The sequence below is a fragment of the Cohnella nanjingensis genome, assembly GCF_014212125.1.
Taxonomy (GTDB): domain Bacteria; phylum Bacillota; class Bacilli; order Paenibacillales; family Paenibacillaceae; genus Cohnella; species Cohnella nanjingensis.
In genome coordinates, this window is record NZ_JACJVP010000030.1 from 96612 (window position 1) to 117707 (window position 21096).

Sequence of the window (21096 nt, forward strand, 5' to 3'; positions counted from 1 at the left end):
ACACCTACCTTTAGCTTAAACAAACATACTTGCGATGAAGATGAAGACGAGACCGATGACGGACAGCAGCGTCTCCATGACCGTCCACGTCTTCAGCGTCTGCGGGACCGTCATGTTGAAAAATTCCTTGACCATCCAAAAACCGGCGTCGTTCACGTGCGACAGCACGAGCGAGCCCGCGCCGGTCGCAAGAACGACCAGCTCCACATTGGCTCCCACCGTCTGCGCCAGCACCGGTGCGACGATCCCCGCCGACGTCGTCATCGCGACGGTCGCGGAGCCGGTCGCGACGCGGATCAACGCGGCGACGAACCAAGCGAACAAAATAATGTTGACGTGGGCGCTCGTCGCGACATCGGCGATCGCCTGACCGACGCCGCTGTCGATCAGCACTTGCTTGAACGCGCCGCCTCCGCCGATGATAAGCACGATGGTCGCGATCGGAGCGAGGCATTCCGACGTGAACTTGGATAGCTCGTCTTTGGTGAAGCCTCTGGCGTAGCCTAACGAGAACAAAGCAAACACGACCGAGATGAGCAAAGCGATAATCTCGTGGCCGATAAATTCGGCAAAGCGCGTGAAACCGCTCGCCGCGTCCGGATCGACGATCGTCGCGATCGAACCGATCAACATTAGAATAACAGGCAGCAGGATCGTGAACAACGTGATGCCGAACCCCGGCAGCTTTCGCTCTTCTTTGACCGCGAACTGTTCCATCAGTTCGGCGGAAGGCTCGACCGCGATGCGTTTGCCGATCCATTTGCCGAAAAGCGGACCTGCGATGATGGCCGTCGGCAGTCCGATCACGAGCGACCACAGAATCGTCTTGCCCAGATTCGCTTGATAGGCGTCGATGGCGATCATCGGCGCCGGATGCGGCGGCACGAGGCCGTGCACCGTAGACAGACCGGCCAGGATCGGAATGCCGATCTGCAGCATCGGCATCTTCGTCTTGCGCGCCACGATGAAGACGATGGGAATCAACAGAATGACCCCCACCTCGAAGAAGACCGGAATCCCGACGAGAAAGCCGACGATCATCATCGCCCAGTGGACGCGTTTCTCCCCGAATCGGTCGATTAGCGTCGTCGCGATCCGCTCGGCCCCGCCGGACTCGGCCATCATCTTGCCTAGCATCGTCCCGAGACCGATGACGATCGCGATCGTGCCGAGCGTCCCGCCCAGCCCTTTGGTGATGGACTTGATCGTGTCTTCCGGCGCCATGCCGGCGAGCAGCCCGAGCATGATGCTGGCAAGCAGCAGCGTGACGAACGGATTCCATTTGAACTTCGAGATCAACACGATGAGGAATGCGATCGAGACGACCGTCCACAACATCAGCGTTGCCGTATGGCTTAAACCAAAAATCGTGCTCATGATGTCCCTCCTGATGGAAAAGCTTCTCATGTATGGCTGGGCATAGTGTGACCCTAACCGGCCAAAGTTAATATTGTATACTTGTCGACAAGTTAATCGAGGTACAGCTTGCTTACAAGCTAAGCAAGCGTGTGCAGCTTAAAGTTGAGCGAACTTGTGCAGCAGTATGCATCGCAGTTTGGACGAACTTCCCCAGCGCTCAGTCTTCGGGCAGGCTGTTCCGAAGCGTCACGTACGAATCGGCAAAGTACTCGCGCACCCCTTGTTGAATCTGCGCGGAATCGTTGGATCGCAAGGCGGCGACGATCGTCCGGTGCTTGCCGATGACGGCGGCGACCTTGGATTCGCCTTGGGCGAATACCTCTTCGGTCGTGAGGAGCATGACCGTCATGACGAGCTGGCGAATGCTTTTCCACAGCTGCATCATCCGATTGTGCTTGGCTTCGGCGATGATCGCTTCGTGGAAAGAGAAATCCCGATAGGAAAATTCCACGATATCGCGATGTTTGGCCGCCAGCTCCATCTTGTCGATGATCTGCTCCAGCAAACGGATAAGGGCGCCGGTATCGCGTTCCGCCATTCGCTCCTGCACGAAGCTCTCGATCGTATATCGCACGTCGTAGAGCTCTTGAATCTCGCGTGCGCCCATGCCCAACACGATCGCGCCCATGCGCTCCAACCGGATGAGCCCTTCGTTAGACAGCGTTTTCAAAGCTTCTCTAACGGGGGAACGGCTCGTCCCGAAGTCGGCGGCGATCCGATTCTCGGACAGCTTCTCTCCGTGCGGGATGCTCCCGTTCACGATGGCCAGCCGCAGCTCGCAAGCGATCGTCTCGCCCAAGCCCGCACTCTTGAGCCATGCTGCGGGAAAATGATTCGTCGCCGTTGCCATCGCTCGCACGTCCTTCCGTCCGCTATCGGTATACTTGTCGACAACTCTAAAGTAATATACTACGGCAGATGCGATCTGTCTACCGGAGCCCCCGAATTAGCCGGAAGCTCCGAATCTTTGGCGGTAGCCGCACTTCTTGCACAGCTCTTCGACGACTTCCCTGCGGGAGAATCCGTCGTACATTCGCGTCGCGCGCTCGCCTTCGATGATCTCGGCGAACGGCTTCTGATGAATATTGCCCAAGTTGATGACGCCTTCGCCGTCCAAGCAGCAAGGAATGACCGTGCCGTCCGAGAGCACGCCCGCTTGGTTGCGCAGCCCATGGCAGAAGCCTTTCCCTTCGTCCTCCTCCGCCTTCAGATCCGGCCACTTGAACTCATGCTCCTGATTGAGGTAGATGCGGTCGGCGAGCTTCAAGCCGCGCCCGCGCGCGAAGGTGTCTTCGATCGGCCGCTCGAGCCCGAACTCCCGTTCGAGCATCGACAGAATCTCCCGGTTGCGATTGCGCTCCTGGTTGGTCGCGTTATTCTCATCCAGGTTCCAGAGGCGAAGCGAGATGATAATCCCGCTCTGCCGGACAGCCTCCCGCGCGAAAGCAAGAACGCCCGACACGTATCCTTCCTTGTCCTTGGACCCTTCGTGACCGTCGAAGCTGTGCAGGGAGAAGTTGATCTGACGCAGCGCCGGCTTGCCCAGCAGCTTCGGCCCCGCCTTGCGCAGCAGGGTGCCGTTCGTCGTCAGGTTGACCTTGAAGCCTTTCTCGGCGCTGATATCGAGCAACTGGTCGAGCTTCGGATGCAGCAGCGGCTCCCCCTTGACGTGGAGATAGATATGGTCGGTATAGGGCTTCACCTGATCGAGCGTGTGGCTGAAGTCCTCGATCTTAATAAAATTGGCCTTGCGCTCAGTCGGCGGACAGAAGCTGCAGGCCAGATTGCATACGCTCGTAATCTCGATATAAAATTTCTTGAATCGCTTCAAAGGGTAACGCTCCATTTCCGTCATTCCGACTCGATTACGCGAATCGGAGAATGATCATCAGAGACTGCGTCCGGATTGACGGGCTTGCCGACGTCTCCACTGCTCGATCGCAAACAGGACGACCATGGCCGAGCAGAAGGCGATATAGCTTACGGTCAGTGTCCGGAGATCGGTATCGGGCAGCAGGATCGATGAACTGATGATTCCGAAGAGCCAGATGTGCGACAAATTGCCGACCAGCGTCGAGACGAAATAAGCGGACGACTTGATCGACGAGATGGAAGCCATAAACGAAATCACGTTGTTCGGCATGATGGGCAGCGTCCGCAGAAAAATGATCGACCAGACGCCATAGTTCTGAAAGTACTTCTGCCACTTCTCATAGCGGCCCACGTTCCTCGACATCTTCCGGTTGAACCAGTCCGCGAACAGAAATTTGCAGCAATAATAAACGACGATCGAAGCGATAATGCCGATCAGCCAGCTCGTAATCAGGCCGTTGACGAGTCCGAGCGCAGAGATCTGCAGGAAGATCAGCGTCGAGAACGGAAAGAAGCCGAAAAAGCCCTGAACGATCGCGAGCGGAATGGTGAGGAGCAGCAGATAAAAGCCTTCCAGCTGCGTCGTCTCCAGGAGCCAGTCGATCGCATGATTAATGATATCCCCCACGCGGCAATCACTCCATCCCCGGCCAACCCTACGACGAATCGTCGTACCATGTAAACTAACCTTACCACGAACCGGTCTTGCGATGCAAAGGCTAAAGACTGGCTAACTTTTGGCGTCATAGAAGACGTGCCGGGCCCGGAGCCCTTCCGGACCGAGCGTGAGGATGCCGAACGAATAGCGGGGCTGGCGCCGTTTGTCCGTGGGCGATCCGGGGTTGAACAGCAGAATTCCGTTTTTGGTCTTCAGCAAGGGAATGTGCGAATGGCCGAAAACGATGCCGTCCACTTGCGTGTCCTGAAAGGCCTCCATGGCGCGCGTCTCGGTGTGACCCCGGCCGCCGTCGCCGTGACCGTGAACCAGTCCGATGCGACGGCTCCCGTAATGCAGCACTTTGCGGTAGCCGAACCGCTGCGCGATCTTCGGTCCGTCATTGTTGCCGGCGACGCCTTCCAACGGCGCGTACGCCGAGAAAAGATCGGCTACGCCGGGATCCGTCCAGTCTCCCGCGTGCAGGATGGCGTCCGCCGTCCGGAGTTCCGCGACCAGACGGGGCGGCAGCGTCTTCGCCATTCTCGGCATATGCGTATCCGCGACCACGACGAGCTTCATAACTCCCGCCTCCGTTATTTATATTTCCGCCAGTCCATGCCGCTGTTGTCGAGCAAGTGCCCGAAGTCGTTCTCCAACCGTTTCTGCTCGGCCTTACGCGCCGCTTCCTCCTGAGCGCGACGCGCTTCGGCTTCCTTCTGCGCGTCTACTTTGAGCGCATCCGCGCGGGCTTTAAGCTTGCTTAGCGTATCGCCGTCGAGCAAATCCTTGAGCGTCGCCGGCTTGTCGTCTTTCGCGGCAGGCGTCGGGGTCCGCGGGTTCGTTTTTCTCTTCGCCATGATGAATCACCTCGATGAACATTATAGCCGATGCGAGGCGGCCTTCACCAATCTAGAAAAAAAGAGATTGTGCAATGGCTGAAATGGGCGCTATAATAGTCAAACAAATGTTCGCCTATCCGCTATCCCGTCAGTCATCGGAGGAAACCGCATGAAAGGTTCGACACATCTGGCGATCGGCGTCGTCATCGGCGCCGCTGCCGCCTGCTATTATCCGTTCGATCTCAAACACGCCGCCTATTACGTGACCGTCGCCGGTTTCTCCGCGCTCAGCCCCGATCTGGACGGCAACAATCTGCTCAGCGCCAAGCTGGGCAAGCTGTCCCGCCTCATTCGCCGCGGCGCGCTCGGACTGAGCGCGCTGGCCATGGCGGTCGCCGCCTATCTGCTCATCGCCGGGAAGCAGGCGGACCCGAAGCTCGTCCTCTTCGCCGTCCCGGTCTTTCTCCTCATGCTCGTCGCGGGGAACGGCGCGATCCGCAACGCCCTCGTCAGCCTTTGCGGCGGCGGCCTGCTGTATGCCGGCTTCCGCGATCAGCTCGATTGGCTCGTCGGCTTCGGAATTTACGTCGCTTGGGCGCCGTGGCTGGCTCACCGCGGCATGACCCATACGATCTGGGCGACCGCACTCTGGGGTTGGATCGGCCTCGGTTTGGAGCGTTATCTCGGCGTTCCCGGCATCGCCATGACCGCCGTCGTCGGCTACGCTTCTCACCTGGTCGCCGATACGTTAACGCCGAGCGGCGTCAAATGGCTCTTCCCGCTCTACGGCAAATCCATCAAGCTCCGCGTCTTCTAACGGTCAGGGCAGCCACCAATTCCACCTGCCCAGCAGCTTCATCAGCGCAGGCACGAGCAGCAGGCGGACGATCGTCGCATCGATGAATACCGCGGCGGCGATCCCGATGCCGAGCTGCCGGACGCCCGCCACGCCGCCGAAGGCGAACGGCAGCGTCACCGCGAGCATGATCGCCGCCGCGGCGGTAATGACCGGGCCGGTCTGCGCCAGCCCTTCCCGCACCGCCCGCTCGTTGTCGCCCGTCCGCGTATAGATCTCGCGTATCCGCGCGAAGAGAAAGACGCCGTAATCCATGCTGATGCCGAACGTAAGGCCGAATACGAATACCGGAATCATCACCGCGATATCCGAATCGCCGCCGCCTAGGCGCCCCGAAGCGAAGAGCCATGTCGTCAAGCCGAACGAGGCCGCGATGCTGGCGAAGTTCAACAGGATCGCTTTGAGCGGCACGACGAGCGAACGGAACATCCAGACGAGCGCCGCCCCGTTCGCCGCGAAGATGAACGACAGCGCGTCCAGAAGCCGAACCCGGATCTCGCTCAGCACTTCCTGATGGTACTTGGCTTCCCCGCTTGCATACAGACGCAGCCCGCCGACTTGCGCATCCAGCGAACGTATCCCTTCCTGCGCTTCCCGCGAACCCGCTTCTCCGCCAACCATGACGGAGATCAGCAGCAAATTCCCTTGATTGAAAGAGTGCGACGTCTCCATCCCCGCCAACCGGGCCAACATCGGCCGCGGAAGGTCCCGCACCGCGCCGGCGGTCACCGTATCGCCCTGCAGCGCCGTGTCCACCCGGAGCACGTGCGGATTCGCCGCGAGCCGGCGCACCGCTTCGCGCGCGTCCCGCCAGTCCTCCGGACCGAAAGCCGTTCCGCGGCTTTCCGCCAGAAGCCACGCTTGCGTCGCGCCCGGCCACCCGAAGCGCTGCTCCCACAAGGCCGCAGCCTGCCGGGAAGGCGTCTCCGAAGGCAAGGAAGCGGCGGTCGGAATTGCCAGCCGCATCCCCGCTGCCGGGAGGATGCAGACGGCCAACAGCGCAGCGGCGGCGCACGCGACGGCTGCCGGACGCCTCATCACGAAGCCGCTGAGGGCCAGCCAGTGCCCCTTCGGGCCAGTGCCGGCCTCCGGCGTCCGGAACCGGTCTCCCATGGAAGCGAGCAGCGCGGGAACGAGCGTCAGCGCGGCCAATACCGACAAGGCCACGGCGATCATCGCGCCGAGCGCGACCGAGCGGAAGATCGGCATGCGGATCCACAGAATGCCGATTAGCCCGAACAGCATGCAGAGACCCGATGCGGCGACCGCGCCGCCCGATGAGGCGATCGTCCGCGCGAGCGCCTCTTCGATCGGACGCCGGCGGAGCTCCGATCGGAAGCGGCTCGCCATGAGCAGGGCGAAGTCGATGCTGAGCGAGAGCCCGACCATCGGGAGGACGTCGATCACGAACACCGACAGCGCCAAATGCCTGCCGACGGCGTAGAGGACGCCCATCGCGCCGACGACCGCGACCATGCCCGACGCGATGGGAATGAGCGCGGGGACGAGACCGCCCAGGGCGAGCCAGAGGATGAGCAGCGCGATCGGCAGGCCGATCCGCTCCGCCTGCCGGAGATCCGCTTGGCTGGTCGCGTTCACGTCCGCCTGCACGGCGTCTTCGCCGGTCACGCGGACGGAGATCCCCTCGCCGACCGGCAGCAGCGCGCGCAAGCGCCTGATGTTCGCCGCGCGATCGGCTCCGGGCGCATCGAACGACAGCGTCGCATAGGCATACCGGCCCGACGTTCTCCCCGCCCCCTCGTTCGGCGCGTCGATCCGTCCGAAGCCGCCCGCGGCTTCAACCCGCGCGAGGGCGCTTCGGATGAACGCATCGAAGCGCGAGCGCGCGACGCCCGTCTCCCGCTCGAACAAGAGAAGGACGGGACGCGCCGGGATGCCGAAGCGCTCCGCCAACGCGCGCTGAACCTGAGCATGGGTGCCCGGTGCCGATAAGCCGGGCTCCTTGGCCGCTTCGGGGAGCTTGACGGCAAACCAGCCGGAGACGGCCAGCAGCAGCAGCCAGCCGAAGATGATTCCGCGTCCGCGGCGTACCGCGAGCCGGGCAAGCGCACCGCTCATCCCGGCGATATCGCGCCGCTCGGTCGGGTCGCCTGGAACAGTCGGACGGCAGCAGCCGGCGCGCGCGCGCCGAGACGCAGCAGAGCGGAGGACACCAGCGGCCGCGTCAGCGCGGCCTGGAGCAGGCTGCCCCAACGTGCGGGCGCGCGGAAATCGCGGCGCAGCGCCCGCTCGTACGCTTCCCGCCAGCCCGCGAGGCTCACGGCGCCGCGCAGGTAGTCGTCCGCGAGCGGCGCGCAGCGCTCGACCGACCGCAGCGCCATCGCCATCCCGTCCCCGCACAGCGGCGGCACGACGATCGCGGCATCGCCGACGTGCGGCACGATGCCCCAGGCGACCGGCTCGCGCGTCGGCCGCACCGGCGATGCGCTCTGGTCCGTCCCGGGCACCGGCCGGCCGCCCGAGAGCCTGTCCGCCAGGGCGGGGTGCAGCGCGGCGACCGAACGCAGCCATTCGCTGCCGCGCAGATCCAGCGTTCGGGCCAGACGCGCGTTCAGCACGGCGGCCACGTTCACGCGTCCGTCTTCGACGGGCGCGACGCCGGCATAACCGCCGGCGAACAGATACAGTTCCACGGCTGTCGTCGCTTCGAGTCCCTCTAGCTGCGTTTTTCTCCCGATTTGCCACGCGTCGCCCGCCGCCTGCCGGCCGCCCGTCAGTTCCACTCGCCGCTGCCGCCCCCATGCGCCGATCGCCGCGCGTCCACATAGCATCTCCCGGCCTCCGCCGCCCGTCGCCTCCACGAGATAACCTTCCGGCACGCGGCTGATCCCGTGGACGGTTACGCCCGAACGGATCTCCGCGCCTTTGTCCGCCGCCGAAGCGCGCAACGCCTCGTCCAGAGCGAACCGGCTCAGCCCGAGCGCAGAGTCGGGCAGCGGGAACGCCATGCGCGCGCCGCCCGCCGCGATCAAGCGGACTTGATCGATGACGGCCGGCCGCAGAACGCCGAGCGAAGGATCGAAGCCCAGCCAGGCGAGGCTGATCTTGGACTCCGGCGACAGAAATTCGCCGCAAGCCTTATGCTTCGGGAACGTGCCGCGATCGAGCAGCAGCGTGCGCCAACCGCGCGCCGCCAGCGCGCCTGCCATGCCGCTGCCGGCGATGCCCGCGCCGAGGATGATCGCGTCATAGGGGGTGCCCATGATCACCAGCTCCGTTCATCGGTTGATTATCCTTGCCCACGGCCGGCCGGATCGTCACCGCATAGCGGAACAACGGCCGCCAATCGTAATGGAGAATCGATGCGAACGGCAGACGGCCGAGCGTCTCCCAATCGGCGCCGCGAAAGCCCTTCGCGACGGAGAGCGGCCCGTCGTGGCGAATATAGCGGTTGCGGGAGACGATCCGGGTGACGAGCCAAACTGCCGACCAGGCGATCCAATGCCGGTGGATGTCGCCGACGACGACGCCGACGCGCGCCGCGCGCAGCATCGCCGACACCGCGGCCGGCATGTCGTCGCCGGTGAAATGGTGAAGCACCTGCGTCGCGGTCACCACGTCCGCGGCGCCGGGCGGCAGCGCGAACAGATCGCCGCGCCGCACCTCGACGCGCGGTTCCCGCCCATAGTAGCGGCGCGCCTCGTCGCACGCCTCCGCCGTCTCGTCGAGCAGCACGATGCGCAGCTCCACGCCGCGCCGGTCCGCCCAGCGCAGCAAGCGCCGGTTGACGTCGCCCGAGCCGGCGCCGACATCGAGGAGCGTCCACCGCGCGGGCTGCCCCGCCTCCGCCCACAGCCGCTTCACCCCATGAAGCGTTGGCCCCGCCGCGCCGAAGATGCGATTGAGCCGCCGCAGATGGCGCAGCGCCTCGCGCAGCTCCGCGCCGCCGGCTGCGCGGTCGTCCATCAGCTCCGGCGCCGTCGCCCGCTCGCGCAGCCGGTCAAACATGCGCTTCGCGTCTGCCGGACGCGCCGGCCTCCTGCCGCGCGAGCGGCAAGTACGCGATCGGGAGAAACTCCGCGCAGACGCCCGGGCCGAAGGCGACCGCGATCCCTTCCCTGCGGCCGGCCGCCTCCCGATCCAAGGCGTGGCGAAGCTCCTGCAGCACGAACAGGATCGTAGCCGACGACAGGTTGCCGTACCTGCGCAGCACTTCGCGGCTCGCATCGGTCTGGGCGTCCGTCAAGCCGCACGCCTGCTGAATCGCGTCGACGATCCCCCGGCCGCCCGGATGAATCGCCCACAGCGCGTCCTCCGCCAAGGCGCTGCTATAGTTCCGGCGAAGGAGCGGCGGGACGGATTGGCCGATCAACGCGGGAATGCGAGGCGACAAGATCAAGTCGAAGCCCCGGTCCCCGACCGTCCACACCATCTCTCCGTTGCTGTCTGGCAGCAGGACAGGCTCTCCTTCGCCCAAGGCGAACAGCGCCCTGCGGTTCCCGGTCGCGCGGCCGACAAGGCAAGCCGAGGCGCCGTCCCCGAAAAAGGCGGTCGCGTACAGCGCTTCCCGTTCGGCCGAGCTCTGGATATGCAGCGTGCAGAGCTCGACGCAGACGACCAGGATGACCGCCGACGGATCGCCTTGCGACAACTCCCGCGCCAGGCGGATGCCGCTTAATCCCGCCGCGCAGCCGAGAAAAGTAAGCGGGATGCGCTTCACGTCGGCCCGCAGGCCGAGCTGCTGCGTCAAGAGGACGTCCAGGCCGGGCAAGAACATCCCCGTGCAGCTGACCGCGATCAGGTGCGTCACCTCGGAGGGCGCGACGCCGCCGTCTTGAAGCGCTTCGGCCGCGGCCTTCCAGGCGAGCGGCACGGAGGCTTCCCGGTAAAGCCGCATCCGATCGGAGGTCGCCGGCACCTCCGATCCCTCTCCGGCGACGTACCGGCACAATCCCGCCGCCTCCAGCAGATTCGGCTCGCACGTATATCGCGTCTCGACGCCGGACTGTTTGAAGATCCGCCGGGCCCACCGGATCGCATCCGGCCGATCCGCCAGCGCGTCTCCCAGCCGGCGGGTCACGTCCTCTTGGTCCAGCCGATGAGGCGGCAGCGCCGTACCGATGCCCCTGATCGCGATTTCCCCTTCCACTCGTCCCATAACCGGCTCCCCCTTTACGTTCCAGGCTTGACCCGTTACTTACGGGTCTTCCTACCAAAATATGTAGCTTGGCCACCGCTTATGTAGCATGTACGCCGACAATTTGGCGGAACGGGAGCTCCGGCTGCGACGGTGAGGGTTGCGCGAAGTCCGCCATGCCCGAGCAAAAACCCCGCTCCTCGGCGTCGACGCCGAGAAACGGGGTTGTAGAGGAAGATGCTTTATCGCCGCGGCAGCAGCCGGACGTACCGGTCCGACACGCCCATCAGCTGCATGATATAGTCGTAATCCTGCTTGTACGGCGAAATGTCGGCGACGGGCTTGTGCGTCTTCAGCGAGATCGCCGTGCCGTCTTCGAAGCCTTTGCCCGGCACGAACAGAACGTCGTCGTTGAAGAACGAGCCGGTCGGCAGATAGTAGCGGCTGCCCACCACGTTGCGGTCGATATTGAGCAGATCGTGGCCGAAGGCGGTGAACGGCGCATCTCCGTCCTGCAGCGGCACGCCGAGCAGATTGGCGAGCGTCGGCATCATGTCTACTTGTCCGCCGGTCTGCTCGATCCGCTTGCCCTGGGCCATGCCCGGCACGTGGACGAGGAACGGGATGTTAAAGCGCGAGATGCGGGAGTCGTAGTCGATCCCGAGGGCTTCGCTCACCTTCGCCGGATCGTTGTCGTCCGGCTGCAGGCCGTAATGGTCGCCGTAGACGACGATCACGGTGTCGTCCCAGAGGCCGTCCGCTTTCAAGCGGTCGATCAGCGTGCCGATGGCGTAATCCGTATAGTTCGCCGCGATCAAGTAATCGCCGAGCTGGGTGCCGCGGATCGCTTCCGGCACTTCGATGCGCTGGCGTCCTTCGGGCACCTTGAACGGAAAATGGCTCGAGGCGGTGACGAACTGTGCATAAAACGGCGTGCCCGCCTTCGCGAGCGCCGTCAGCTTCTCCGCTCCGACGCGGTACAGCTCCTCGTCCGACGCGCCGAAGTCGTTGAAGTGGTCGTTGTCGAACGACGGCTTGTCGTAATAACGGTCGAAGCCGATCGCCGGATACAGCTGATTGCGGTCCCAGAACGTGACGTCGTTGACGTGAAGCGTGATCGCTTCGTAGCCTTGTCCTTCCAACAGCCTCGGCAGGCTGGGCAGCTCGCGGTCTCCGAAGCCCGTCGACATGGCGATCTTCCCGGTCGGGTAGATCGACGTGTTCGACATAAACTCCGCGTCGGACGTGTTGCCCTGCCCGATCTGCTGGTAGACGTTCGGAAAGTAGAACCCTTCGTCCGCCAGCTTGTTCAGGTTGGGCGTGAGCGCTTGTCCGTTCAGGTTCAGATGCAGCGGAAAGTTCTGGAACGCCTCCAGCTGCAGGACGATCACGTTCTTGCCGGCCGCGCGGCCGAAGTAAGCGGGCGCCGCCCCCGCCTTGGCGGAGCGGTAGGGATAGGTCGCCATCAGCGAAGCGGCCTCCTGCTCCGCGTCGGCCAGATTGCCGCCCTCCGACGCGCTCTTGCCGGCCTTGATGGCGGACGCGACTTGATAGTTCAAGAACCCCTCCTGCTCCGCGGCGACAAGCTCGTTGTCGATCGGGATGCCGCTGCGGATGTAGCCGGCCGAGATCCCGAGACAGAGCACGATGCCGAGGGCGGCGACCGATCGGCGCACCCCGGGACGGACCGGGCGGCGCGTCCGCGAAGCGATGCGGTCCAGGCTGCCGTGCCGGACGCGAGCCGCGACGGCGAGGACGACGATAACCGCCAGGTCGAGGAAGTAGGCGTAATAGCGGTAATCCAGCGTCGATTGGACGCTCGATTTGATCTGCAGCACTTGATGCAGCTGCAGTAGCGCCGTGTACGTCGGCACCGAGCTGAAGTGGGCGAAGTAGAGCGTGGACGAGAATAGGATAAACGATACGATCAGATTCAGCGTCCAATAGGCAGTGCCTCTCCAACGCGCAGGAACGGCCAGCTCCAGCAGGCAGAGCAGGACCAGGACCGCTGCCGCATCCGCCGCGAGGCGGGTCCAGGCGATCTGCTGAAAGAAGAAATGGCGAAGCAGCATCATCTTGAGCAGCAATAGCACGGCATAAGCATAGAGATAAGGTACGCGGCGAGACAGGACCGGCTTGAAGAACAGCGGGTTTCCGCTGGCGCGCATCGGTTCCATGGTATTCAGCTTCTTTCGTAAAGACAGTGTAAATTCATGTTGTCCAGTATACACGATCCGGCGGTCAAGTTCATCCCGGGGGCCGTGCGCGCCTTCCCGGCCTTTATCCCGTCGGCGCCTCGCGCTCCGCTTCGTCCATCGCGACGACGGTGCGCGCCGGCCGCGTCTCGGCGACGATCCGCCCTCGGCTGAACACGTAGCGGCACGGCGGCTGCAGGCGGAGCAGCTCCAGCGGCTTCGCCGCCTCGAAGAGAACGAAGCTTGCCGGCCGGCCGACCTCGAGGCCGTAGCGCTCGCCGAGCCGCAGCGTCTCCGCCGCCCGCGTCGTCACCATGCGCAGGCTCTCCGCTATCTCTTCTTCGCCCGTCATGTGCGAGAGATGCGCGTTCATCCATGCGGCCTGCAGCAGATTGCCCGAGCCGAGCGGATAGAACGGCGATGCGATATCGTCATGCGCGACGCTGACGTTCACCCCCGCCTGCCAGAGGTCCTTCACGCGCGCGATGCCTCGGCCCTTGGGCCAAGCGTCGTAACGTCCTTGCATGGCGCTGTTGATCAGCGGGCAGGCGACGACGTTCACCCGCGACTGAACCAACAAGCCCAGCCGTTCCCGGACCTCGAGCAGCGCCCTCAGGGCGGTGAGCTACGGATCGGAGACGTCCGCGTGCGTCCGCACGTGCAGCGTCCCGATCGCCAGCAGCAGGCGCAGCACCCGCATCGCCCGGTCGATCACGTCCTCCCGGGTCAGCCGCTGCTTGCGGGACTGCCAGAGCCGGATGCCTTCGAGCAGCGTGCCGCTGCGATTCCACGCCGGCTCGCCTGCCACGAGCGCGGTGTCGAGATGCGTTTCGCGTCTTGATCTCCCTGACTTGCTCGCGGAACCGCTCGTACGAGAAGCCGGCCTGCAGGTACGTGATGCCGGGTTCGGTCTTGAGCGCCCAGAGCGTCGTCATAAAAAAGCAGCAGTCCTCGGTCCCGAGGCCTGCCGCTTATTCGTGAATTAGATTCCGTCAGGAGGACAATCGAATCATTCGCCCTCGATCCGTCCAACCGCTTATGCGTCTACTTGTTCATCCAATACGTACGCCAACAGCAGCGCCGTCGTCCCGAGGACCGCGTCGGCATGCGTTCGCTCCATGCCGTGCGAAGCGTGAACGCCGGGCCCGATGAGCGCCGCGCGGATGTTGCTCCCGCCGCGCAGCGCGGCCGAAGCGTCCGAACCGTAGAACGGATAAATATCGACCGCATGCGAGATCTGTTCGCGCTTCGCCAACGCGATCAGCCGCGAAGTCATGGCATAGTCGTAAGGTCCCGACGAATCCTTGGCGCAGATCGAGACGTCCCGCTCCGTCGCCGACAGATCGTCGCCTAGCGCGCCCATATCGACGGCGACCAGTTCGGTAATGTCGGACGGCAAATACGAGGCGCCGTGCCCGACTTCCTCGTACGTGGAGATGACCAGCTTCACGGTGCGCTTCGGCGAGCGGCCTTCCCGCTTCAGCCATTCCAACAGGCCGAATAACGCGGCGACGCTCGCCTTGTCGTCCAGGTGGCGGGACTTGATCCAGCCGTTCGGCAAGAGGCGCGTACGCGGATCCCAGGAGACAAAGTCCCCGACGCCGATGCCGAGCGCTTCGGCGTCCGCCTTCGAACGGACATCCTCGTCGAGGCGGATCTCCATGTTCTCCTCGTCGCGCTTCCACTCCCGCGCGTCCGGGTAGACGTGGACCGACGGCTTGGTGGACAGCACGGTGCCTTCGTAGGTCCGGCCGTCCCGCGTATGGACGAGACAATATTCGCCCTCGACGGTCTGCATCGCGTAGCCGCCGATCGGCGTCATCCGGATCGTGCCGGACGGCTTGATCGCGCGGACCATCGCGCCCAACGTATCGACGTGCGCGGACAATCCCAGCGCCCCGCCGCCAGCCTCGGCCCCCGCGACGGTCACGATCACATTGCCCTTGGGCGTCGTCTCGCAAGCGTAGCCCAGCTTGGCGGCTTCCTCGCGCACGAGCTGCGCGGCCGCCATGCAGTAGCCGCTCGGGCTAGGCGTGGCCAGCAGTCGCTCCAGGAAGTTCAAGATATAGTCGCGGTTCAGCTTCGGTCGAATGGGTTCGGTCATGGGGCAAGCTCCTTTTGCGCTATGCAGCGGATGGAATGATCGATAGGGACTCGCGATTCGGACGCGGCATCCGCTCCGCCGGTTACGGCTTGCGGAACGACCGGCGGTGAAAAGCGCCGATATGCCGGAACAGCGCCTCGCCGTCTCTCGGGAGATTCGGCGCCTCCCCGAACGGCAGGTACATCGCCCGGTAAGGCTCGGGCACCCAAATATATTGATGAACGTATGCGGTGGCGATAAACCCGCAGCGCCGCCAGAAGCGGATCCGGCGTTCGTTCGCCGGGGTCGGATCGCTCTCCGCCTCGAGGATCAGGCCGTCCAGGCCCTGCTCGTCCTTCGCCCAGGTCTTCATCGCCTCGACGAACGCGGTGCCGAGCCCTTCGCCCTGCCGGTCGGGGCGGACCGCCAAGTAATCGATCAAGAGCGCGTTCGCCGGCCGAATGACGCCGGTGATCGCCATCGCCGCCACCAGGCCGTCCGTCTCTCCGATATGCAGCAGACTGAGCTTGCGCGCGAACATCGCTTCGATGATGCCGTCCGGCTTCCGCCCTTCCGGGAAGGCCTGGTGATACAGGCGGCGGGCTTCCGGCCATATGCGCTCTTCCAATCGGTCGTAGGTCTCGAACCGCAAAGCGTTCCCTCCTGCAATCCCCCGCGAAAAACAAAAAACGAAGCTTAATAGCTCCGCGGGGCGCATCTCATCTACATCGTATCTCAGCGACAACAAAAAGTCTATTTTTTTATGCGACGATGCCGATCTAAGGCAAACTCGCGGATCTATGGGGCAGGCGCGCGAAGTATCTGACCGGTCTCGCGCTGCTCCTCGTCGGCTCCGCCCCGTGCGGATTGGCAGCCAGCATGCCGCAGATGATCCTGGCGCTTTCGGCGCCCTCGCCGAAGCCGGACCGCTGCGAATCGTCTTCTGGTCCGGCTTAGCTTTTATCCTCAAGGGACATGCAGCGAGCTGCTTGCTCGGAAATGTGCGATTATCCCGCACAGATAAGGCTTAAACGCTTCGGACCGGCCGTTTACGCGTCCGCGTGCGGTCGGTTCCGATTTGAGCGGTCCGGCATCCTTTGCTATTGTAGATGAGTACAGGTAGATTTAGATGCCGGAATGAAGAGGTGTGTTCATGAGACTTAGTATATTGGACCAATCGCAGATTGCCGAAGGCCGCACCGCCGCCGACGCGCTCGGCGAGACGACGAAGCTGGCGCAGGCCGCGGACAAGCTCGGCTATCACCGCTATTGGGTCGCGGAGCATCATGCTTCGATGGCGCTCGCTTCCTCCAGCCCCGAAGTATTGATCGCGCATCTGGCCGCGAAGACGGAGCGGATCAAAGTCGGCTCCGGCGGGATCATGCTCCCCCACTACAGCGCATACAAGGTGGCCGAGAACTTCCGCGTGCTCGAAGCGCTGAACCCCGGCCGGATCGACGTCGGACTCGGACGGGCGCCCGGCGGCATGCCAATCTCGACCCGCGCGCTGCAGGAAGGTAAAGTCGCGCATATCGACAACTATCCGCAGCAGGTGGCAGACTTAATCGGATATTTGAACGACGCGCTGCCTTCCGGTCACCGCTTCGCGGGGCTGACGGCTTCGCCCGTCATCCCGACCGTGCCGGAGCTGTGGTTGCTCGGCTCGAGCTACGGCAGCGCCGTCATCGCTGCCGAGATCGGCGCATCGTACGCCTATGCGCAGTTCTTCGGCGTGCCCGACAGCGAAGTATCCGTCCATCACTACAAGGAACGCTTCAAGCCTTCCGCACTGAACGATGCGCCGAACCTGCTCGCCGCCGTCTACGTCGTCTGCGCCGAGACGGAAGCCGAGGCGAAGCGCCTGGCTTCGAGCACCGAGCTGTTCTTCCTGTCGCTGGAGAACGGCCGGCTGCTGGACCGCTTCCCTTCGGTCGAGACGGCGGAAGCCTATCCGTATACCGACTACGATCTCGCGCGTCTCCAAGCCGGCAGCCATCGCCGGATCGTCGGCACGCCCGACCAAGTGAAGGCGAAGCTCGAGGAGATGTCGGAGCGGCTCGGCATCGACGAGTTTATGATCGTCACCGTGACGCACGACTTCGAGGCGAGGCTCCGGTCTTACCAACTCGTGGCCGAAGCCTTCGGCCTGCAAGACTAACGACAAAGCGTACGCGCCGGCCGGGCTGCCGGGCGTACGCTTTTTTTCGTTTGTCCGTTGACGCGCCAATTCGTTCGGAGCCGTTTCTTTTCGACCCCCTGCACCGCTTGAGGTAATCACGGCATGCCGAATCCGGACCGTTCGCGAATCGACGACGGCTCGCCGATCCCGCTATTGCCCGGAGACGACGATCGCCGCCCTGCTGCTGGGCAGCGGGCGGCGATCGATGTCCGGAAGAGACGATTACTGTTTATTGAACGTATCCGTCAAGATCGGTACGATCTGCGATTTGCGGGAGACGACGCCTTTGAGCACGGCTTTGTTGCCTTCCAGCTTCACGCCGTAAGCTTGCTCGACGACCGCCGCGGACTTGCCGAGCGCGACGCCGACGGAGTCGTTGTTCAGAATGTCCGTCACGACGAACAGGAACAGGTCGAGGCCTTTGCTCGCGATGATGCCGTTCAGCTTGTCTTCGAGCTCCGCTTGGCGGGACAGCAGGTCGTTCACGTCGACGGCGTTCACTTGGGCGATCTCGACTTTGGCGCTGCCCATCGAGAATTCCTTCGCGTCCAGGGAGACCAGCTCGTCGATCGATTTGTCGCTCAGGTTCGCGCCGGCTTTGAGCATGTCGAGACCGTAAGCGTCGGCGTTCACGCCGGCGATCTCGGCGAGCTCGCGCGCGGCCGCTACGTCTTCAGGCGTGCAGGTCGGCGATTTGAACAGCAGAGAGTCGGAGATGATGGCGGACAGCATCAGGCCGGCGATGTCCTTGCCGATCTCGACGCCGTTCTCTTTGTACAGCTTCTTCAGGATCGTCGCGGTGCAGCCGACCGGTTCAGCGCGGTAGTACAGCGGGCCGCTCGTCTCGAAGTTCGCGATCCGGTGATGGTCGATGACTTCGATCACGCGGACTTGATCGATATCGCTCGCGCTTTGTTGACGCTCGTTGTGGTCGACGAGGATGACTTCCTTCGCCTCGTTCGCGACCGTCTCCACGAGGCGCGGCGCTGCGGCCTTGAACGTGTCGAGCGCGAATTGGGTCTCGGCGCTCACGTTGCCGAGACGTACGGCTTCAACGTCTTGGCCGAGCTTCGTCTTCAAGTCGGCGTATGCGATCGCGGAACAGATCGTGTCGGTGTCGGGGTTCTTGTGCCCGAAGATCAATACTTTTCCCATCTTCATACTCCTTATTATATATTGGCGTTCAAATTATACCGTATAATGAAACGGACAAGCAAGAAAAATAGCGGCTGCGGGCGCTTTTTCTAATCCGCTCTAGCCGCTATTTCGATTGCAATAAAAGACCTTCGCCCTCGCACCACTCCGCGTACAGCACCTGTTTCACGCTAGCGATCCGCCGGTTGCGAAGCTCGCGCAGCATGCTCCGGCTGCGAACGGGCCACCGGGCCGCCGTCCGATGGATATCGCAGATCGTATATACCGCGAATCAGCCGCGAACGAGCTTCGTGACCCGGCCGTCCTGCGTCCACTCCGCCACGTAAAGATTGCCGGCTGCATCTGCGCACACGCCGTGCGGCGAGCTGAAACGGTCCGCGCGGTAGTAGTCATTCGGCAAGTTCGGCCAGCCCTCTTGTTTGGACGCTTCCGGATCGTCTCCCAGATGCACGATGAGCTTATCGTCTTTGTCCAACACTGTGACGCGGCTGAGCAAGTCTGGGAACACGACTTCGTCGCCATAATAAAAGAAGCTGTCCGGCATGCGCATCTCTTCGGTCACGAAGCGCTTGTGCCGGCCTTCCAAAGTGAACACCTGAATCCTGTTGTTGCCACGGTCCGCGACGTAGATTTCAGGCTCGTCGTGCCGGTAGTCGACCGATACACCGTGAGGGCAATCGAGCTGCCCTTCGCCGTTGCCTTTGCCACCCCATGATTTAATATAATGGCCCTCTTGATCGTAAACGTGAATGTAACTTTGACCATAACCGTCCGCGACATAGATCAGTCCGCCCGGTCCGACAGCGACGTCCGTCGGGACGAACAGCCGCTCCGCGTCGTAGACGTCCGGCAAGTCCGGCGTGCCGATCCGCAGCAGCACGTTTCCTTCCAAATCGGTCTTGATCACTTCGGAGCGTGCCGTGTCGGTCAAATAAAAACGTTCGCCGTCCGCTTCCCGGTGCAAATAACAACCGTGTGCCCCTCCGGCGAATTCTTCGCCCCAAGCGTTCAGGAAGTTGCCCTCTTCGTCGAATACGTACATGGCCGGACTACCGGTGTGAAATACATAATAGCGATTGTTAGCGTCGACCTCGATGCCGTGCGTATAGCCGAAGGAGCGTCCTTCCGGCAACTTGGCCCAATTCGATACGACCTCATAGCTGCGAGTTTCATTACCCATGCGCATGAGATTCCCCTCCATATCCTCTATTGAAACTTATTTTTTCATAGCGTTTTCAGCGTCTTAATAACTTTTCGCTTGCCCTAATCGGCTTATTCCTTCCCGGTCTTTACCATACCGTGAGGATCAATGACGAATTTCTTGGAGGCGCCTTTATCGAACTCGTTATAAGCCGCCGGGGCTTGGTCGAGCGTGATGCGTTTCGCGTTGACAGCCTTGGCGATTTGCGCGCGGCCGCTCAGAATGGAGATCATGAGTTCGCGGTGGTATTGCATGACCGGCGTCTGGCCGGTGACGAACGTATGCGCTTTCGCCCAGCCGAGACCGAGACGAACCTTGAGCGTGCCGATCTTCGCGTCTTCGTCGACGGCGCCGGGGTCGCCGGTGACGTATAAGCCTGGGATGCCAAGGCGTCCGCCCGACCGCGTCACTTGCATAATGGCGTTGAGCACCGTAGCCGGCGCCTCACCGGCATTCGCGCCATGACCGGACGCCTCGAACCCGACGCAATCGACGGCGCAATCGACTTCCGGGACGCCGAGGATTTGGTCGATTTGCTCGCCCAGGTTCGAATGCTCGCGCAAGTTGACCGTCTCGCAGCCGAAACTTCTCGCCTGCGCGAGCCTCTCCGCGTTAAGGTCGCCGACAATGACGACCGCCGCGCCGAGCAGTTGCGCGGAGTGCGCCGCAGCCAATCCGACAGGGCCCGCGCCTGCGATATACACGGTCGAACCCGGACGGACGCCCGCGCTGACCGCACCATGGTAGCCGGTCGGGAAGATGTCGGAGAGCATCGTGAGGTCCAAGATTTTCTCCATCGCCTGCTCTTTGTTCGGGAACTTGAGCAATTGGAAATCCGCGTAAGGCACCATGACGTATTCCGATTGGCCGCCGACCCACCCCCCCATATCCACGTAACCGTAAGCCGAGCCCGGACGGTCTGGGTTCACGTTCTCGCAGACGTGCGTGTGGCGTTCTTTGCAGCTGCGGCAACGTCCGCACGCGATGTTGAACGGCACGGACACGAGGTCGCCCTTCTTGATGAACTCCACGTCGCGGCCGACTTCGATAACCTCGCCCGTGATTTCATGGCCGAGCACGAGACCGCTCGGAGCGGTCGTGCGCCCGCGTACCATGTGTTGGTCGCTTCCGCAAATGTTAGTGGTGACGACTTTCAGAATAACGCCGTGATCGCATTTCCTTCCTACGTTGAGGGGGTTCACTCCCGGACCGTCCCTTAGCACCAAATCCGGATAGTTAATATCGTCGACTCGAACTTCTCCCGGTTTCACATAGACGACCGCGCGGTTACCTGACAATACAATCCCTCCTCGATACGGGTATGCAAGCGAATTCAACAAGATAGTAGCACATCCGGCAATGCGTTGATAGGGGACAATTTTCTTCGGGCACGCCGATATGGGCGGACCGTCATCAGCGTTAGCTAGAAGCGTCGGACATAGAAAGCCTTTTATCCTTTTATCCATCATCATCTACTTTGACGTCTTCCCGCTGAGCATCAGAAGCTCGCCCGCTCCTAATGCGACGTGCCATGACGCTCC

General features: G+C 62.8%; 20 protein-coding genes. 2 read left to right on the forward strand and 18 right to left on the reverse strand.

The annotated features are described in order from the left end of the window. Window positions 1-15 precede the first annotated feature (15 nt). The 6 genes from H7C19_RS18830 to H7C19_RS18855 all read right to left on the reverse strand — a co-directional run bounded on the left by H7C19_RS18830 (window position 16) and on the right by H7C19_RS18855 (window position 4806). Window positions 16-1377, reverse strand: a complete 1362-nt coding sequence (locus H7C19_RS18830) for a GntP family permease (protein WP_185670594.1) — start codon at window positions 1375-1377, stop codon at window positions 16-18. Window positions 1378-1576: 199 nt separating this feature from the next. Continuing rightward, on the reverse strand, window positions 1577-2269 hold the full coding sequence (locus H7C19_RS18835; protein WP_185670595.1) for a GntR family transcriptional regulator: 693 nt from the start codon (window positions 2267-2269) through the stop codon (window positions 1577-1579). A 96-nt stretch (window positions 2270-2365) separates the two neighbouring features. Next, window positions 2366-3250, reverse strand: a complete 885-nt coding sequence (locus H7C19_RS18840) for a radical SAM/SPASM domain-containing protein (protein ID WP_185670596.1) — start codon at window positions 3248-3250, stop codon at window positions 2366-2368. 57 nt (window positions 3251-3307) lie between these two features. Next, window positions 3308-3919: a TVP38/TMEM64 family protein gene (locus H7C19_RS18845; protein ID WP_185670597.1), complete on the reverse strand. Its 612-nt coding sequence runs from the start codon at window positions 3917-3919 to the stop codon at window positions 3308-3310. A gap of 102 nt (window positions 3920-4021) precedes the next feature. Then, window positions 4022-4528 carry a metallophosphoesterase family protein gene (locus H7C19_RS18850; protein WP_185670598.1) on the reverse strand — a complete coding sequence of 169 codons (507 nt, stop codon included), beginning with the start codon at window positions 4526-4528 and terminating at the stop codon, window positions 4022-4024. Between the two features lie 14 nt (window positions 4529-4542). After that, window positions 4543-4806 (reverse strand): YqkE family protein, encoded by a 264-nt coding sequence (locus H7C19_RS18855; protein WP_185670599.1) that lies wholly within the window; start codon window positions 4804-4806, stop codon window positions 4543-4545. A 151-nt stretch (window positions 4807-4957) separates the two neighbouring features. Between H7C19_RS18855 and H7C19_RS18860 the strand changes: the two genes are divergently transcribed. Continuing rightward, window positions 4958-5605 (forward strand): metal-dependent hydrolase, encoded by a 648-nt coding sequence (locus H7C19_RS18860; RefSeq protein ID WP_185670600.1) that lies wholly within the window; start codon window positions 4958-4960, stop codon window positions 5603-5605. Between the two features lie 3 nt (window positions 5606-5608). Here the strand turns inward: H7C19_RS18860 and H7C19_RS18865 are convergent, their stop codons facing one another. The 9 genes from H7C19_RS18865 to H7C19_RS18900 all read right to left on the reverse strand — a co-directional run bounded on the left by H7C19_RS18865 (window position 5609) and on the right by H7C19_RS18900 (window position 15672). Further along, a complete protein-coding gene (locus H7C19_RS18865; protein ID WP_185670601.1) occupies window positions 5609-7723 on the reverse strand; it encodes an MMPL family transporter in 2115 nt (704 codons plus the stop codon). Beyond that, a complete protein-coding gene (locus H7C19_RS18870; RefSeq protein WP_185670602.1) occupies window positions 7720-8868 on the reverse strand; it encodes an NAD(P)/FAD-dependent oxidoreductase in 1149 nt (382 codons plus the stop codon). Before H7C19_RS18870 ends, H7C19_RS18865 begins: the two co-directional genes overlap by 4 nt. Beyond that, a complete protein-coding gene (locus tag H7C19_RS18875; RefSeq protein WP_185670603.1) occupies window positions 8852-9613 on the reverse strand; it encodes a methyltransferase domain-containing protein in 762 nt (253 codons plus the stop codon). The genes H7C19_RS18870 and H7C19_RS18875 overlap by 17 nt, the downstream gene beginning before the upstream one ends. Beyond that, window positions 9606-10763, reverse strand: a complete 1158-nt coding sequence (locus tag H7C19_RS18880; protein ID WP_185670604.1) for a type III polyketide synthase — start codon at window positions 10761-10763, stop codon at window positions 9606-9608. The genes H7C19_RS18875 and H7C19_RS18880 overlap by 8 nt, the downstream gene beginning before the upstream one ends. 221 nt (window positions 10764-10984) lie before the next feature. Further along, window positions 10985-12910, reverse strand: a complete 1926-nt coding sequence (locus H7C19_RS18885) for an LTA synthase family protein (RefSeq protein WP_185670721.1) — start codon at window positions 12908-12910, stop codon at window positions 10985-10987. A 112-nt stretch (window positions 12911-13022) separates the two neighbouring features. After that, a complete protein-coding gene (locus H7C19_RS18890; RefSeq protein ID WP_246469600.1) occupies window positions 13023-13517 on the reverse strand; it encodes an amidohydrolase family protein in 495 nt (164 codons plus the stop codon). 45 nt (window positions 13518-13562) lie between these two features. Then, complete coding sequence (locus tag H7C19_RS34880) at window positions 13563-13745, reverse strand: hypothetical protein (protein ID WP_246469601.1); 183 nt, start codon at window positions 13743-13745, stop codon at window positions 13563-13565. Between the two features lie 228 nt (window positions 13746-13973). Next, window positions 13974-15041, reverse strand: coding sequence for a M42 family metallopeptidase (locus H7C19_RS18895; RefSeq protein WP_185670605.1), 1068 nt, complete (start codon window positions 15039-15041; stop codon window positions 13974-13976). 82 nt (window positions 15042-15123) lie between these two features. Further along, entirely contained in the window at window positions 15124-15672 is a 549-nt protein-coding gene (locus H7C19_RS18900) for a GNAT family N-acetyltransferase (protein ID WP_185670606.1), read from the reverse strand. A 501-nt stretch (window positions 15673-16173) separates the two neighbouring features. Here H7C19_RS18900 and H7C19_RS18905 point away from each other — a divergent pair. Then, the gene (locus tag H7C19_RS18905) at window positions 16174-17178 is read left to right on the forward strand and encodes an LLM class flavin-dependent oxidoreductase (protein WP_185670607.1); all 1005 of its coding nucleotides are present in this window, start codon (window positions 16174-16176) and stop codon (window positions 17176-17178) included. A 243-nt stretch (window positions 17179-17421) separates the two neighbouring features. On the opposite strand, the gene H7C19_RS18910 is transcribed toward H7C19_RS18905, so the two are convergent. The 3 genes from H7C19_RS18910 to fdhA form a co-directional block, all read right to left on the reverse strand. Continuing rightward, window positions 17422-18354, reverse strand: a complete 933-nt coding sequence (locus H7C19_RS18910; RefSeq protein ID WP_185670608.1) for a manganese-dependent inorganic pyrophosphatase — start codon at window positions 18352-18354, stop codon at window positions 17422-17424. 271 nt (window positions 18355-18625) lie between these two features. Continuing rightward, on the reverse strand, window positions 18626-19534 hold the full coding sequence (locus tag H7C19_RS18915) for an NHL repeat-containing protein (protein WP_185670609.1): 909 nt from the start codon (window positions 19532-19534) through the stop codon (window positions 18626-18628). Window positions 19535-19626: 92 nt separating this feature from the next. Beyond that, window positions 19627-20853: a formaldehyde dehydrogenase, glutathione-independent gene (gene fdhA / locus H7C19_RS18920; RefSeq protein WP_185670610.1), complete on the reverse strand. Its 1227-nt coding sequence runs from the start codon at window positions 20851-20853 to the stop codon at window positions 19627-19629. Between the last annotated feature and the right edge of the window lie 243 nt (window positions 20854-21096).

Bases quoted from the DNA above. Each gene is read 5' to 3' on its own strand.
- H7C19_RS18830 (WP_185670594.1), bottom strand. From the start codon at position 1,377: ATGAGCACGATTTTTGGTTTAAGCCATACGGCAACGCTGATGTTGTGG.
- H7C19_RS18835 (WP_185670595.1), bottom strand. From the start codon at position 2,269: ATGGCAACGGCGACGAATCATTTTCCCGCAGCATGGCTCAAGAGTGCG.
- H7C19_RS18850 (WP_185670598.1), bottom strand. From the start codon at position 4,528: ATGAAGCTCGTCGTGGTCGCGGATACGCATATGCCGAGAATGGCGAAG.
- H7C19_RS18855 (WP_185670599.1), bottom strand. From the start codon at position 4,806: ATGGCGAAGAGAAAAACGAACCCGCGGACCCCGACGCCTGCCGCGAAA.
- H7C19_RS18860 (WP_185670600.1), top strand. From the start codon at position 4,958: ATGAAAGGTTCGACACATCTGGCGATCGGCGTCGTCATCGGCGCCGCT.
- H7C19_RS18865 (WP_185670601.1), bottom strand. From the start codon at position 7,723: ATGAGCGGTGCGCTTGCCCGGCTCGCGGTACGCCGCGGACGCGGAATC.
- H7C19_RS18870 (WP_185670602.1), bottom strand. From the start codon at position 8,868: ATGGGCACCCCCTATGACGCGATCATCCTCGGCGCGGGCATCGCCGGC.
- H7C19_RS18875 (WP_185670603.1), bottom strand. From the start codon at position 9,613: ATGTTTGACCGGCTGCGCGAGCGGGCGACGGCGCCGGAGCTGATGGAC.
- H7C19_RS18880 (WP_185670604.1), bottom strand. From the start codon at position 10,763: ATGGGACGAGTGGAAGGGGAAATCGCGATCAGGGGCATCGGTACGGCG.
- H7C19_RS18885 (WP_185670721.1), bottom strand. From the start codon at position 12,910: ATGCGCGCCAGCGGAAACCCGCTGTTCTTCAAGCCGGTCCTGTCTCGC.
- H7C19_RS18895 (WP_185670605.1), bottom strand. From the start codon at position 15,041: ATGACCGAACCCATTCGACCGAAGCTGAACCGCGACTATATCTTGAAC.
- H7C19_RS18905 (WP_185670607.1), top strand. From the start codon at position 16,174: ATGAGACTTAGTATATTGGACCAATCGCAGATTGCCGAAGGCCGCACC.
- H7C19_RS18910 (WP_185670608.1), bottom strand. From the start codon at position 18,354: ATGGGAAAAGTATTGATCTTCGGGCACAAGAACCCCGACACCGACACG.
- H7C19_RS18915 (WP_185670609.1), bottom strand. From the start codon at position 19,534: ATGGGTAATGAAACTCGCAGCTATGAGGTCGTATCGAATTGGGCCAAG.